We start from the raw sequence: 14,077 nt of genomic DNA, 5'->3' as shown, positions 1-14,077 counted from the left end.
GTTCTGTACGGCGGCTGAACAATGGCCCAAGAACTGGCAAAACCGATCCAGTCCATGCCGTCCGCTCTCTCCGTGCGTACGGTCTACGCGTTCCAGCCGCCGTCGACATCGAGATCGGTACCGGTGATGTACGACGCCTCGGGACCGGCCAGGAACCCCACGGCGGCGGCCACTTCGGCGGGCCGGGCATAACGGTGGAAAGGCGCGAGGGAAAGCAGTACCTTTCCGATCTCGCTGTCCTGTGGAATGGCCATGTCGGTGAGCGCGAAGGCGGACACCACGGTGTTCACGGTGATCTGACGCGGGGCCAGTTCATGCGCCCAGGAACGCCCGTACGCGCTGATGGCGGCCTTGGTCGCGGAGTAGTCGCCGAATCCGGCGGCGAACGCGCGCCGGGCGGTGATGGTGCCGATGGAGATGATCCGGCCGCCGTCCGGCATATGTTTCAGCGCCTCGGTGGTGGTGGTCACGACACCGTGCACATTGATGTCCCACAGGCGCCGCGACTCCTCCTGGCCCAGCGATCCCAGCGGACCGCCGCCGAGGAACACGGCCGCGTTGTTGACCAGGATGTCGATGCGCCCGAAACGCTCGGCCACATCGGCGACCAGTGCGACCACCTCGTCCCGGTTGCCCTGATCCGCGCGCCGGGCGTGGGCCCGTACGCCGAATTCCTCGATTTCCTCGGCGACGGCCGCCGCCTTTTCCGCGGACCGTTCGTAGCTGATCGCCACATCCGCTCCGGCGGCGGCCAGCCGTCGCGCCGCAGCCGCGCCCAGCCCACGGCTTCCGCCGGTGACGAGGGCGGTCTTCCCCCGCAGATTCTGTTCCATGGAATGCCTCGGACTTTCGCATGTGGCAACGGGCCGCGCGGAACCGCTCCGCGCCCCTCCCATGCTCGGCGGCGGCCCGTCGGCCGTCTTTCGTGGCGGCGCGCGGACCTTGTCCTGCCGCGCACCCGGCCAGAACCGGCGCCCGCCGAACAGCCGTTCGCTACGATGAGGTGTGTACTCCTGTGATGAGAGAGCGGGGATCTCCTCGGTCGGCGACTGGGACGAGGTCTTCTCCGCGGTGCACGGCGCGGGCCGGATCAGCGTGTGTGATCCGGCGGCGCCCTGGTCCGGACGTCTGGACTGGCAGCGGTCCGGCGCCTACGGTCTCGCGCTGTGCGCCAGCGGCCAGGCGAAGGTCGTCCGCGACACCCGGCACATCCGCACCGACCCCCGGGGCACGTACGAACTGCTGGTGCCGCTCGCCGGAGCGGCGTGGGTGGAGCAGGGGGACGCCGCCACCGAGATCGGCGCGGGCACCATGGTGCTGTGCGACATCGACCGGCCCCTGACGTTCGCCCATGACGCCGGTTTCCGGTCCGTCTCGCTGATCATGCGGGGCGACAGCGTCACCCGGCGCAGTGCGGCGGTGGCCCGCGAGCCCCGGGCGATCCTCGGCGACCGCGGCCTCGGGCGGGTCGTCCGGCAGGTGGTGGCGACCCTCCAGGAGGAGCGGGCCGCGTTCTCGGAGGCCACCTTCGACCTCGCCTGCGACCGGCTGCTGGACCTGGTCTGCCTGGCCGCCGAGGGCGGCACCGACTCGGCGCCGGTGGGCCAGCGAGCCCTGGTGGAGGCGTCGATCCGGCGCCATGTGCGCGAGCACGCGACCGAGGACGGCCTCGGCGCCACCGGTATCGCGCGGGCGCTCGGCTGGTCGACCCGCTATGTGCAGCAGGTGCTGCGCGACGCGGGCACCACCCCCCGGGACCTGATCCGCCAGGAGCGGCTGAACCTCGCCAGGACCCGGCTGGCCAGCCCGGAGTGGGGCGCGCACTCGATCGCCCGGATCGCCCACTCCTGCGGCTTCGGCAGCCATGCCTCGTTCGCCACGGCGTTCCGGCAGGAGTTCGGCACGACACCGACGGAGGCCCGGCGCGGGGCGGGCGGCCCACGGCCGGATGGGGCGGGGAGAGCGGGGGCGGCGCTGAGCTGACACCTGGCCACGTGGACCGGGGGAACCTTATGGGGACCGACCCCACCTTGGCCACGTCGACCGGGGGGGGGAATCTCATGGGGACCGACCCCACCTTGGCCACGTCGACCGGGGGAACCTCATGGGGACCCACCCCACCTTGGCCACGTCGACCGGGAGGGGGACGCCCCGCGCCCCGCCGAAACGCCCCGCCCAAGCCCCCACTTCACCAAACCCCACCCCCACGCCCCCCTTCTGACGTTACCGTTCGGTAGAACCCGTGCTACCGGAGGTAACCCCATGTCCCTCACCCCCACCGACCGCGCCGCCGGACTCCAGGAGACCGCCCGTGCCCTGGCCGCCGGTGAGGTCACCGCGCGGGCCCTGGTGGAGCGGACCCTCGCCCGGATCGAGGCGAGTCAGGACACGCTGAACGCCTTCCGGATCGTGCGGGCCGAGGCCGCGCTCGCGGAGGCGGACGCGGCCGACCGCGCACGCGCCACGGGCGACCGGCGTCCGCTGCTCGGGGTCCCGCTGGCGGTCAAGGACGACATGGACGTGGCCGGCGAGCCCACCGCGTTCGGCTGCCCGGGACCGTTCCCGCCCGTCGCCGAGGACGGCGAGGCGGTGCGGCGGCTGCGCGCGGCCGGGGCGATCGTGGTCGGCAAGACCAACACCTGTGAGCTGGGCCAGTGGCCGTTCACCGAGGGACCCGCGTTCGGCGCCACCCGCAACCCCTGGCACCCGGGGCACACTCCGGGCGGCTCGTCGGGCGGTTCGGCCGCCGCCGTCGCCGCCGGGCTGGTCCCCGCGGCGCTCGGCTCGGACGGCGCGGGCTCGGTACGCATCCCGGCCGCCTGGACGGGGCTCGTCGGCATCAAGCCGCAGCGCGGACGGATCTCCACCTGGCCGCGCGGCGAGTCCTTCCACGGCGTCACCGTCAACGGCACCCTCGCCCGCACGGTCGCGGACGCGGCCCTGCTGCTGGACGCGGCGAGCGGCAACCACCGGGACGACCCGCACCGCCCGGCGCCCATCGGGGCGTTGGACGCGGTGGGCCGCGACCCCGGTCGGCTGCGGATCGCGCTCGCGCTGAAGCCGCCGTTCACCGCGCTCCCGGCCCGGCTGCACCCCGAGATCCGCGCCCGGGTCACCCAACTCGCCCAGACGCTGGCCGGGCTTGGCCATGACGTGACGGTGGCGGACCCGCCGTACGGGCAGATCGGGCTGACGTTCATGCCACGGGCCACGGCGGGGATCGCCGAGCGGGTGCGGGAGGTGCCCGCGCCCGGACTGCTCGACAAGCGGACCCGGGACGCCGCCCGGCTGGGCCGGTTGCTCGGCGGGGCGGCGCTGCGGGCGGCCCGCCGGGCGGAACCGGCCCTGCACCGCCGGATCGGGAGGTTCTTCACCGGGTACGACGTGGCGCTGGCGCCGACCACCGCCATTCCGCCGCCGCAGATCGGCGCGATCCTGGGGCTCGGCGGGACGGCCACCAACCGGGCGATCGTCGCCGCGTGCCCCTACGCCTGGCCGTGGAACGTGCTGGGCTGGCCCGGGGTGAACGTCCCGGCCGGATTCACCGGGGACGGGCTGCCGGTGGGGGCGCAGTTGCTGGGGCCCGCCGGGAGCGAGCCGCTGCTGATCTCGCTGGCCGCCCAGGTGGAGGCGGAGCTGCGCTGGCACGAGCGGTGGCCGGGCGCCGGGATCAGCTCGGATTCCCCGGCCGTCTGAGCGAGTTCGCCCCTTAGGGTGTGACCATGGACGATACGTCGATGGTCGGGCTCATGGGACGGGTCACCGGCACGATCGGTCCCGGGCTCGTCGGCGAGGTGATCGTCCGGGTGCGCGGCGGCGCGGAGCACTTCCTCGCCTACCCGGCCACCGGCGCCGACCGGATCGAGCCGGGCACGGTGGTGACGGTGGTGGAGTATCTGCCGCCGCGCACGGTGTATGTCTCGGCCATGTACGGGAGCTGACCCGCCCGGCCGGTTCGCATCAAGGGGCACACAACTGTGTCCCGAGCGCGCAACAGCCTCAACCCCCTTCTAGGCAGGGCGCGTTGGGCGGCTTCACACTCCCCTTACATCCGGTGCCCCGACCTGGGCGCCACCCGGCACCTGGGGGGTGCTTTGCCGATGTCCGTCGGCCTGCTGGCGGGGGCGGCGTTCGCCGTCGTCGTCGTCCTGATCGTCATCTTCAAACTGATGTGGCGTGTCGCCGAACCCAATGAGGCGCTCATCATCTCCGGCTCCCAGCACGCTCTGGAGGGGCTGGAGGAGGGAATGGGATTCCGTATCGTCACCGGGCGGGGCACGCTGGTGCTGCCCGGGGTGCAGGCGGTGCGCAAGTTGTCCCTCGACCTGAACCAGACCGAACTGCATGTGGACTGCGTGACCCATCAGGGCATTCCGCTGAAGGTGCGGGGTGTCGTCATCTTCAAGGTCGGCGACGACTTCGTGTCCATCGCCAACGCCGCCCGCCGCTTCCTGGACCAGCAGAAGCTGATGGCGGAGCGGGTGCACACGGTGTTCGCCGGGCATCTGCGGGCCATCGTCGGCGGGCTGACCGTCGAGGACATGATCCGCGACCGGGAGAAACTGACCGGTCAGGCGCGGGCGGCCTGCGGTACGGAGATGGAGAAGCTGGGGCTGATCGTGGACTCGCTCCAGATCCATGAGATCGAGGACCCGACCGGCTACATCAAGAACCTGTCGGCGCCGCACACCGCCGCCGTGCAGCGGGACGCCCGGATCGCGCAGGCGCACGCCGACCGGCTGGCCACCGAGGCCGAGCAGCAGGCGTTCGCGCGGATGGCGGAGGCGACCCGGGACAGCGAGATCCTGAAGGCGGGCTACCAGGCCGAGCAGGACAAGGCGGCGGCGACGGCCCGGCAGGCGGGGCCGCTGGCCGAGGCCGGGGCCCGGCAGGAGGTGGTGATCGAGGAGACCAAGGTCGCCGAACTGGAGGCCCGGCGCCGGGAGCAGCAGCTCCAGGCGGACGTCCGCAAACCGGCCGACGCCCGCGCCTACGAGCAGCGCACACTCGCCGAGGCCGAGCGGGACGCGATGATCTCGGTGGCCGAGGCACGGGCCAAGGAGACCCGGGCGACCGGTGAGGCGGAGGCCGCCGCCGCCCAGGCCAAGGGGCTCGCGGAGGCGGAGGCGATGCGGGCGAAGGGGCTCGCCGAGGCCGAGGCGATCAAGGCGCGGGCGGCGGCGCTGGCCGAGAACCAGGAGGCGGTGGTCGCCCAGCAGCTCGCCGAGAAGTGGCCGGAGATCGTCCAGGCGGGCGCGTCGGCGTTCGGCAATGTGGACAACATGGTGCTGCTCAACGGCGCCGACGGCATGGGCGAGTTGTTCGCCAAGGCCCTGACCATGGGCGGTACGGGGCTGGGTCTGGCCAGGCAGTTGCTGGCGACGATGAACCAGAACCCGCCCGACGGGCCCGCCCTGAACGGCAGTTCGCCCGGCACCCCGCCGGTCCAGAAGGTGAGCGTGGACGACGTGTGACGGGGTGAGCGGGTGAGCGGGTGAGCGGGGGCGCCCCTTAGGGTGCCCCCGTGACTGCGTACACCGACGAGAACGTCCCGGGCCGGTACGGGCCCTTCGCGACCATCGAGACCGATCCGCACGCCATCGGGCCGGTGCGGACCGAGTACTCCCCCGCCCACGACGGCGACCCCGACCCGGGTGAGGTGGTGTGGACCTGGGTGCCGTACGAGGAGAACGACGGGCGGGGCAAGGACCGGCCCGTGCTGGTGGTGGCGCGGGAGCCGGGCGGGAGTTTTCTCGCCGTGCGGCTGTCCAGCAAGCGGCATGACAGCGAGCGGGACTGGGTGCCGATCGGGAGCGGGCCGTGGGACCGGTCGGGACGGGAGTCCTGGGTGGATGTGGACCGGGTGCTGCGGCTGTTCGAGGCGGGGATGCGCCGGGAGGCGTGCGCGCTGGACCGGATGCGTTTCAACGCGGTACGGCGCAGGCTCCAGGAGCGGTATGGGTGGGACTGACGGTGACCGGGGGGCGCCGGGTCGGTCGGGCGAGGGCCGTCTCTGAGGCGGCCGGGGCGCCGGGCCTCTCGGGCGAGGCCCGTCTCCAATGCGGCCGGAGCGCCGGGTCGGTCGGACGAGGGCCGTCTCTGAGGCGGCCGGAGCGCCGGGCCTCTCGGGCGAGGCCCGTCTCCAAGGCGGCCGGGGCACGGGGCCGGTCGGGCGCGGGCCGTCACGAAGGCGGCCGGGGCGCCGGGCCGGTCAGCCTAAGGCCGCTTCGGAGGCGGCCGGGGCGCCGCGCCGGTCAGGCGAAGGTCGTCTCGAAAGCGGCCAGGGTCGACCGGCCCTTGGTGCGGTCCAGGACGGCGAAGGTCACCGTGGCGAAGCGGTCCTTGAAGGGGCCGTCGAGCAGCAGGGCGCGGAAGGTGCCCGCGACCGTCGCCGGGTCGTTCTGGAAGACTCCGCAGCCCCAGGCGCCCAGCACCAGACGGCGGTGTCCCCCGGCCGCCGCGACCTCCAGGACCCGTTCGGCGCGGACGGCCAGGGCGCGCGGGATCCGGTCGGCGCGGTCCGGGGCCGTACGGCGGATCACTCCCGCGTTGGGCGCCGGTGAGGTGAGGAAGCTGGCGGTGAACGGGGTGTCCAGGAGGGCGCCCCGGTCGTCGCGGAAGACCGGGACGTCGGGGGCGTGGATGACGCGGTCCGTGTAGAACGGGTCCCGGTGGGCGCGGTGGTGGTCGTAGTACGCGGGGGCGCGCAGCAGACAGGTGTGGAGCGCGGAGGCCCGGCACAGGGCCTCCTCCTGGGCCTGGGCGCCGTTGAGATAGCCGCCGCCGGGGTTGCGGGCCGAGGCGAAGTTCAGCACCGCCGTGCCGTCACCCAGGCGGCGGGCGGCCTCCAGGCTGCTTTCGCCGGTCACCTCGATGGTGGTGGCGGTGGCGGGCGCGGCGGGTACGGCGACCGGTTCCGGGCCGTGCAGCCGGGTGCCTTCGGCGGCGCGGGCGACCAGGTCGGCGAGATCGATGTCACGCCCGGTCGCCGTGCGGTAGCCGCCCGCGGCGACGATCCGCTCGGTCTCCCGGGCCAGGGCGCGCAGCCGGGCGCTCATGGCGCCACCCCCGTGGACGCCATGACCGCGCAGGCCGGTGCCCGGCCGTACACACCGTGACCGGTGCCGTACTCCCCCGTCGTGCTCATGGACCGATCCTGAGCGATGCTGGGAGGCGCTGCAACGGAGTTTCCCGCCCGGCGACGGTGACCCGACCCAGGGACACCAGCACCCGAACGGCGCGATACGCACTCTTGTGCGAGACGCCGGAAAGGTTTTGGGTGGGACGGGTGCGCCGCGCCGGGCGAAGGGTCCGGAGCGGCGTGTTGGTGAACATCTCAGGAGGATCACCACATGTCCGATTCGGTAAGTGACTGTACGGAGACCCATACCGCGGTCACGGAGGCCGACGTCGAGGCATTGGTCCGCGGTATCTGTTTCAAGACCGGACCGCCCCGGACCATCGGCGTCGAAGTGGAATGGCTCGTCCACGAGCTGCGCACCCCGTGGCTCCCCGTGACACCCGAACGACTCGAAGCGGCCTACGCCGCACTGCGGACCCTGCCTCTGAGGTCGGCGCTCACCATCGAGCCCGGCGGTCAGCTGGAACTCAGCTCACCGCCCGCCGCCTCCCTGATGGAGTGCATCGGTACCGTGTCCGCCGATCTGGACGCCGTCCGCGCGGTCCTGCGCGAGGACGGTCTGGCGCTGATCGGCTTCGGCAGTGACCCCTGGCATCCCCCGCGGCGCTTTCTGCGCGAGGCGCGCTACGACGCCATGGAGACCTGTCTCGACCGCACCGGCCCGGCGGGCCGGGCCATGATGTGCACCTCGGCCTCGGTACAGGTGTGCCTGGACGCCGGGTACGAGGAGCCGGGGCCGCTCGGCCACGGACGGCGCTGGTGGCTCGCCCACCAGCTCGGCGCGGTCCTGGTGGCGGCGTTCGCGCACTCCCCGCTCGCCGGGCGCGAGCCCACCGGCTGGCGCTCCACCCGGCAGCGGATGTGGATGGAGATCGGCGCCGGACGCGCGGGCGCCCCGCCGCCGGACGGCGCCCCGCGCGCCGCCTGGGCCCGGCATGTGCTGGACGCCCCGGTGATGTGCGTACGCCGGGACGGCGGACCGTGGGACGTCCCGGAGGGGCTGTCGTTCCGGGAGTGGACCCGGTCGGCGGCGCCGCCCACCCGCGGCGACCTCGACTACCACATCTCGACGCTGTTCCCGCCGGTCCGCCCGCGCGGCCATCTGGAGCTGCGGATGATCGACGCGCAGCCCGGCGACGACGGCTGGCGGGTGCCGCTGGCGGTGACGGCGGCGCTGTTCGACGACCCGGCGGCGGCCGAGACCGCCTACCGGGCGGTGAAGCCGCTCGCGGAGCGGACCCTCGGGCTGCCCGCGCCGCACAATCCGCTGTGGACCGCCGCCGCCCGGGAGGCGCTCGCCGATCCCGAGCTGCACGAGGCGGCGCGGATCTGCTTCGCGGCGGCGCTGGAGGCACTGCCCCGGCTCGGCGCCACGACCGCGCTCACCGACGCCGTACGGGCGTACCAGGACCGTTATGTGATTCCGGGCCGTACCCCGGCCGACGAGCTGCTCGCACGGGAGGGCGGCGCGGCGGACGGCCCGCACGGGGAGGACCACCGACCATGACCACCGAACCCGCCTTCGATGTGGAGGCGTACCGCGAGCGCGCCCTGAACTCGCTGCTCACCGCCCGGGACCGGACCACCTTGCTCACCTCGTGCGTGGAGGAGCCGGAGCTGACCGCGCAGCACTCCCCGCTGATGTCGCCGCTGGTGTGGGACCTGGCGCACATCGGCAACCAGGAGGAGCTGTGGCTGCTGCGGGCGGTGGCCGGGCAGGACGCCATCCGCCCCGAGATCGACAGCCTGTACGACGCCTTCGAGCATCCCCGCTCGGCGCGTCCGACGCTGCCGCTGCTGGCGCCCGAGGAGGCCCGGCGGTACGCGGCCGAGGTGCGCGGACGGGCCCTGGACGTGCTGGGGTCGGCCGCGTTCCACGGCACGACCCGGCTGACCGAGGCCGGTTTCGCGTTCGGGATGATCGCCCAGCATGAGCAGCAGCACGACGAGACCATGCTGATCACCCATCAGCTGCGCCGGGGCCCGCGGGCCCTGACCGCGCCCGACCCGGCGCCCGCGCCGCTGGCGACCGGCCCCGCCGAGGTGCTGATCCCCGGCGGCCCGTTCACCATGGGCACCTCCACCGAGCCCTGGGCGCTGGACAACGAACGCCCCGCGCACCGCCGCGAGGTGCCCGCCTTCCACATCGACACCGCGCCCGTCACCAATGGCGCCTACCTCCGCTTCATCGAGGACGGCGGCTACGACGACCCGCGCTGGTGGACACCGGACGGCTGGACCCACATCCGCCGCCACGAGATCCACGCCCCGCTGTTCTGGAGACGGGACGCCGGACACTGGCTGCGCCGCCGCTTCGGCACGGTCGAGCCGGTGCCGCCCGAGGAACCGGTCGTCCATGTGTGCTGGTACGAGGCGGACGCGTACGCCCGCTGGGCCGGGCGGCGGCTGCCCACCGAGGCCGAGTGGGAGAAGGCCGCCCGCCACGACCCGGCGACCGGCGCCTCCCGGCGCTACCCGTGGGGCGACGCCGACCCGGCGCCCGAGCACGCCAACCTGGGGCAGCGGCATCTGCGCCCGGCACCGGCCGGGAGCTATCCGGCCGGTGAGTCGCCGTACGGGGTGCGGCAGCTGATCGGGGACGTGTGGGAGTGGACGGCGAGCGACTTCCTGCCGTACCCGGGCTTCAGCGCGTTCCCGTACAAGGAGTACTCGGAGGTGTTCTTCGGGCCGGACCACAAGGTGCTGCGCGGCGGTTCGTTCGCGGTGGACGAGGTGGCCTGCCGGGGCACCTTCCGCAACTGGGACTATCCGATCCGGCGGCAGATCTTCTCCGGGTTCCGCACGGCCCGCTCGGGGGCCGTCTGATGTGCCGCCATCTGGCCTATCTGGGCCCGCCGGTGCCGCTCAAGGCGCTGCTGAGCGAGCCGGAGCACAGTCTGCTGCGCCAGTCGTGGGAGCCGCGCCGCCAGCGCCACGGGACCGTCAACGCCGACGGTTTCGGGGTCGGCTGGTACGCGGACGGCGACCCGGTCCCGGCCCGCTACCGCCGGTCGGGGCCGATCTGGGCGGATGTCACCCTGCCGGACCTCGCCCGGGTGGTCCGGACGACCGCGCTGATCGGCGCGGTCCGGGACGCCACCCTGCCGGGCCCCGACGGGGAGGCCGCCGCCGCTCCGTTCGCCGCCGGGCGCTGGCTGTTCAGCCACAACGGGTCGGTGCCCGGCTGGCCCGACGCGCTCGCGCCGCTGGCCCGCGCGGTGCCGCCGGTGGCGCTGCTGTCGCTGGAGGCGCGCAGCGACTCGGCGTTCGTGTGGGCGCTGGTCCTGGACCGGCTGCGCGCCGGACGGAAGCTGGGCGCGGCGCTCACCGAGACAGTCCGGGACGTCGCCGCGGCGGCGCCCGCGGCCCGGCTGAACCTGCTGCTCACCGACGGCACCGCGATCGCCGCGACCGCCTGGGGCGACAGCCTCTGGTACCTGACCCGGCCGGGCCACGGCACGGTCGTCGCCTCCGAGCCCTACGACGACGATCCGGGCTGGCGGGAGGTGCCCGACCGGACCCTGCTGGTCGCGCGCCGCGCCGATGTGCTGCTCACCCCGCTCAGGGAACGGCGGCCGGGCCCCGAGCCCGGCGCCGCCTCCGCACCCCGCAAGGAGTCCCGCACGTGAGTCCGTTCACTGTCACCCGCGTCCTGCCCGAGGACGCCACCGGGGCCGCGCTGCGCGCGGATGTCCTGCACGGTCTGACCGGCACCCCGAAGACCCTGCCGCCGAAGTGGTTCTACGACGCCCGGGGCAGCGAGCTGTTCGACCGGATCACCGAGCTGCCCGAGTACTACCCGACCCGTGCCGAGCGGGAGATCCTGCTCGGCCGGGGCGGCGAGATCGCCGCCGCGTCCGGCGCCCGCACCCTGGTGGAGCTGGGCTCGGGCTCCTCGGACAAGACCCGCCATCTGCTCGACGCGCTCACCGGCGTCGAGGTGTACGTCCCCGTCGACGTCAGCGAGAGCGCGCTGACCTCGGCGGGTCAGGCGCTGGTGGCCGAGCGGCCGGGGCTGCGGGTGCACGCCCTGATCGCCGACTTCACCGCGGCGCTGACCCTGCCGGACACGCCGGGGCCGCGGCTGCTGGCGTTCCTCGGCGGCACCATCGGCAATCTGCTGCCGCCGGAGCGCGCGGAGTTCCTGGCGTCGGTACGGGCGATGCTGGCGCCGGGCGACGCCCTGCTGCTGGGCACCGACCTGGTGAAGGACGAGGGCGTCCTGGTCCGCGCCTACGACGACACGGCCGGGGTGACGGCCGCGTTCAACAAGAACGTCCTGCTGGTCGTCAACCGGGAGCTGGGCGCCGACTTCGACCCCGGCGCCTACGACCATGTGGCGCTCTGGGATCGGGAACAGGAGTGGATCGAGATGCGGCTGCGGGCCCGTACCGCGCAGACCGTGAAGCTGCCCGCGCTCGGCCTCGCCGTGGACTTCACGGCGGGCGAGGAGCTGCGTACGGAGGTGTCGGCGAAGTTCCGCGAGGACGGCGTCCGCGCGGAACTGGCCGCCGCCGGGCTGGACCTGACCCACTGGTGGACGGACGAGGAGGGCCGTTTCGCGCTGTCGCTGAGCGTGGCGCGCTGAGCGGAGCCCGGTGAGCCGGGGGCGCACCGCGCCGGAGTTCTCACGGCGCGGTGCGCGGATCGGGTCGGGGCGGATCGGATCGAGTCGGGTCGGGTCGGGTCGGGTCAGGTCACCCGGGGCTGGAGAGCGACTCGGTGATCTCGTCGGACGCCTGCTTGGCGGCGGTCTCCGGGTCGGTGCCGGTGAGCACCTTGGTCATGTACGTCTTGATCGGGTTGTCCGCCTCGACCTTGGCCCACTCCGGGGTGGAGGGGGTCGCCCGGCCCTGGGCGGCGCCCTCGGCCATCGCGGCGGCGCCCTCCTCGCCGGACAGCGCGGAGGCGAGCTTGGCCTTGTTGGGCACGTAGTTCATGGTGTTGGCCAGTTCGGTGTTCCACTTGGCGCCGGCCAGCGCCTCGATCACCGCGATGGCACCGTCCCGTTCGTCGGCGTGGCGCGGGATGATCAGGTCGGAGCCGCCGGTGAACACCGCGCCCGGCGTACCGGCCTCCTTGCCCGGCACCGGGAAGTAGCCCAGCTTGCCCTTCAGCTCGGGGTTGGTGTCCAGGATGGCCTGGGCGCTGCCCGGGACGGCGATGATCTGGGCGACCTGGCCCTTGGCGAACACATCGGTCAGCGGCGGGGTCTGCTCGTCGGCGTCCACCGGACCGGCGCCGAGCCCCTGCAACTCCTGGTAGAACTCCATGCCGCTGAGCGCGGCGTCGGTGTGCAGGGAGCCCTCCCAGACGGCGCCGTTCTCGACGGCGAGGTCGCCGTCCTCGTCCCAGATGAATCCGGCGAGGGTGTACCAGTCCTGTCCGGCGAGGTAGATGCCCTGGTTGCCGTCGGTGTTGAGTTCCTCGGTGGCGGCGAGCCACTCCTCACGGTCCTTGGGCAGGTCCTCGATACCGGCGGCCTCGAAGAGGTCCTTGCGGTAGATGACCACCCGGTTGGCCGCGTACCAGGGGATGCCGTACTGGTGGGAGCGGAGCTGGCCGGGCTCGGCGAGACCCGGCAGCCAGTCCTTGCTGCCCCAGTCGCGCACCGACTCCAGCGTCAGGTCCAGCAGCCGTCCCCCGTCGACGTACTGCGGTACCTGGGTGTTGCCGACCTCGATGACATCGGGCCCGTCCGTGGCGTCGGAGCCGGCCTTCAGCGCCTCCTCCACCTTGGGGCCGATGCCGGTCCACTGCTGGATCTGGATGTCCAGGTCGAAGTCGGGGTGCTGTTTCTCGAAGTCCTCGCTGAAGCGGTCCAGGAACTGCTGTGACGCGCTGTCCTTCATCAGCCACACGGTCACGGTGCGGCGGTCTCCGTCGGAGCCGGGCAGCAGACCGCAGCCGCTCACCAGGGAGGCGGATACGCACACGATGGCCAGTAGGCGTCGTCTCACGGGGGTCGTGTCCTGTTCTTTCTGTCACACAGGGGAAAAGACCCGACGTGGGGGGACGAGCCAGGCTCGCACGGGCGTGGATGGATTTTGGTATGTACCAATGCCGAGGTCAAGTGGCGTTTGGTATCGATCCGATGTCTCGCGCTCCGCACCAGCTTGCGGGAGTGTGGAGTGACGCGTGACACATCCGTCACGGCCTCCACAGCGCCGAGAGGAACACTCTCATGTCGGACCACACCTACCGCATCACGGAAATCGTCGGCAGCTCGCACGAGGGCGTGGACCAGGCTATCCGCAACGGGGTCGCCCGCGCAGCGCGAACGCTGCGCAATCTCGACTGGTTCGAGGTGACCCAGGTCCGGGGGCAGATCGCCGACGGACGGATCGAGCACTGGCAGGTCGGCCTCAAGCTGGGCTTCCGACTGGAGGACCCGGACGGCTCGTAGACGGCTGTACAGGGCTCAGGGCACGGATGACCCCCCTCAGGTCCGGCCCTCGCGTTCCTGTGCCTCGCCCAGCGCGGCGGACGGGGCGGTCCAGCGGGCCCGGACGACCCGGAAACCGGCCTGTTCGGCGGCGTCGCAGACCAGTTCGTCGTCGTCCACCAGCATCCGCACCTCACGGGTACGGGCCAGCCGGCGCAGGGCCTCCAGCTTGGTGACCCGGGCCGGGCGACGGTCGTCGTTGCGGCGCATGTGGACCTTCCCCTCGGGCAGCCCCTGCGCGGTCAGCCAGTCCAGGGTGTCCCGGCGGCAGCGCTCGGGCCGTCCGGTGAGATAGACCACCTCGCACTCCTGAGCGCTCGTCAGCGCCAGCGCCACCCCCTCGGCGATCGGCGGGTCCTGGGGCGCGGCGTCGAAGAACCCGGCCCAGTCACGCGGCCGGGCCTCCAGGAAGTGCTGGCGGTGGGCGGTGTCGGCCAGGGTGTTGTCCAGGTCGAACACGGCGAGCGGGGGTCGGCTGTCGGCGGTCACGC

14 protein-coding genes are annotated in these 14,077 nt (G+C 73.2%); 10 read left to right on the top strand and 4 right to left on the bottom strand.

Features of this window, described 5'->3' with window-relative positions; translation table 11 throughout:
* Nucleotides 1-83 precede the first annotated feature (83 nt).
* Complete coding sequence (locus AB0D49_RS06805; RefSeq protein ID WP_362751833.1) at nucleotides 84-833, bottom strand: SDR family oxidoreductase; 750 nt, start codon at nucleotides 831-833, stop codon at nucleotides 84-86.
* 172 nt (nucleotides 834-1,005) lie between these two features.
* On the opposite strand from AB0D49_RS06805, the gene AB0D49_RS06800 reads away from it, so the two are divergent.
* The 5 genes from AB0D49_RS06800 (at nucleotide 1,006) to AB0D49_RS06780 (ending at nucleotide 5,971) form a co-directional block, all read left to right on the top strand.
* A complete protein-coding gene (locus AB0D49_RS06800; protein ID WP_362751830.1) occupies nucleotides 1,006-1,983 on the top strand; it encodes an AraC family transcriptional regulator in 978 nt (325 codons plus the stop codon).
* A gap of 279 nt (nucleotides 1,984-2,262) precedes the next feature.
* Complete coding sequence (locus AB0D49_RS06795) at nucleotides 2,263-3,696, top strand: amidase (protein WP_362751827.1); 1,434 nt, start codon at nucleotides 2,263-2,265, stop codon at nucleotides 3,694-3,696.
* A gap of 26 nt (nucleotides 3,697-3,722) precedes the next feature.
* Nucleotides 3,723-3,941: a hypothetical protein gene (locus AB0D49_RS06790; protein WP_362751824.1), complete on the top strand. Its 219-nt coding sequence runs from the start codon at nucleotides 3,723-3,725 to the stop codon at nucleotides 3,939-3,941.
* A gap of 159 nt (nucleotides 3,942-4,100) precedes the next feature.
* Nucleotides 4,101-5,474: an SPFH domain-containing protein gene (locus AB0D49_RS06785; protein WP_362751821.1), complete on the top strand. Its 1,374-nt coding sequence runs from the start codon at nucleotides 4,101-4,103 to the stop codon at nucleotides 5,472-5,474.
* 50 nt (nucleotides 5,475-5,524) lie between these two features.
* Nucleotides 5,525-5,971: a type II toxin-antitoxin system PemK/MazF family toxin gene (locus tag AB0D49_RS06780; protein ID WP_362751819.1), complete on the top strand. Its 447-nt coding sequence runs from the start codon at nucleotides 5,525-5,527 to the stop codon at nucleotides 5,969-5,971.
* 283 nt (nucleotides 5,972-6,254) lie between these two features.
* Here the strand turns inward: AB0D49_RS06780 and AB0D49_RS06775 are convergent, their stop codons facing one another.
* Complete coding sequence (locus tag AB0D49_RS06775) at nucleotides 6,255-7,058, bottom strand: TIGR02452 family protein (protein ID WP_362751816.1); 804 nt, start codon at nucleotides 7,056-7,058, stop codon at nucleotides 6,255-6,257.
* A 294-nt stretch (nucleotides 7,059-7,352) separates the two neighbouring features.
* On the opposite strand from AB0D49_RS06775, the gene egtA reads away from it, so the two are divergent.
* The 4 genes from egtA to egtD are packed head-to-tail and all read left to right on the top strand — an operon-like array spanning nucleotide 7,353 to nucleotide 11,729.
* Complete coding sequence (gene egtA, locus AB0D49_RS06770; RefSeq protein WP_362751813.1) at nucleotides 7,353-8,648, top strand: ergothioneine biosynthesis glutamate--cysteine ligase EgtA; 1,296 nt, start codon at nucleotides 7,353-7,355, stop codon at nucleotides 8,646-8,648.
* Nucleotides 8,645-9,967 (top strand): ergothioneine biosynthesis protein EgtB, encoded by a 1,323-nt coding sequence (gene egtB / locus AB0D49_RS06765; protein ID WP_362751810.1) that lies wholly within the window; start codon nucleotides 8,645-8,647, stop codon nucleotides 9,965-9,967. The genes egtA and egtB overlap by 4 nt, the downstream gene beginning before the upstream one ends.
* Complete coding sequence (egtC, locus tag AB0D49_RS06760; RefSeq protein WP_362751807.1) at nucleotides 9,967-10,770, top strand: ergothioneine biosynthesis protein EgtC; 804 nt, start codon at nucleotides 9,967-9,969, stop codon at nucleotides 10,768-10,770. The genes egtB and egtC overlap by 1 nt, the downstream gene beginning before the upstream one ends.
* Nucleotides 10,767-11,729 carry an L-histidine N(alpha)-methyltransferase gene (gene egtD, locus AB0D49_RS06755; RefSeq protein WP_362751804.1) on the top strand — a complete coding sequence of 321 codons (963 nt, stop codon included), beginning with the start codon at nucleotides 10,767-10,769 and terminating at the stop codon, nucleotides 11,727-11,729. The genes egtC and egtD overlap by 4 nt, the downstream gene beginning before the upstream one ends.
* A gap of 109 nt (nucleotides 11,730-11,838) precedes the next feature.
* Here the strand turns inward: egtD and AB0D49_RS06750 are convergent, their stop codons facing one another.
* Nucleotides 11,839-13,101 (bottom strand): extracellular solute-binding protein, encoded by a 1,263-nt coding sequence (locus tag AB0D49_RS06750; RefSeq protein WP_362751801.1) that lies wholly within the window; start codon nucleotides 13,099-13,101, stop codon nucleotides 11,839-11,841.
* Between the two features lie 224 nt (nucleotides 13,102-13,325).
* Here AB0D49_RS06750 and AB0D49_RS06745 point away from each other — a divergent pair, with 224 nt between their 5' ends.
* Entirely contained in the window at nucleotides 13,326-13,547 is a 222-nt protein-coding gene (locus tag AB0D49_RS06745) for a dodecin (RefSeq protein WP_362751799.1), read from the top strand.
* 36 nt (nucleotides 13,548-13,583) lie between these two features.
* Here the strand turns inward: AB0D49_RS06745 and AB0D49_RS06740 are convergent, their stop codons facing one another.
* Nucleotides 13,584-14,075: a hypothetical protein gene (locus AB0D49_RS06740; protein ID WP_362751796.1), complete on the bottom strand. Its 492-nt coding sequence runs from the start codon at nucleotides 14,073-14,075 to the stop codon at nucleotides 13,584-13,586.
* Between the last annotated feature and the right edge of the window lie 2 nt (nucleotides 14,076-14,077).

This window comes from Streptomyces sp. NPDC048290, from assembly GCF_040652095.1.
Lineage (GTDB): Bacteria > Actinomycetota > Actinomycetes > Streptomycetales > Streptomycetaceae > Streptomyces.
The sequence above is the reverse complement of the archived record's forward strand: the minus strand, read 5'-3'. Positions and strand labels throughout refer to the sequence as shown.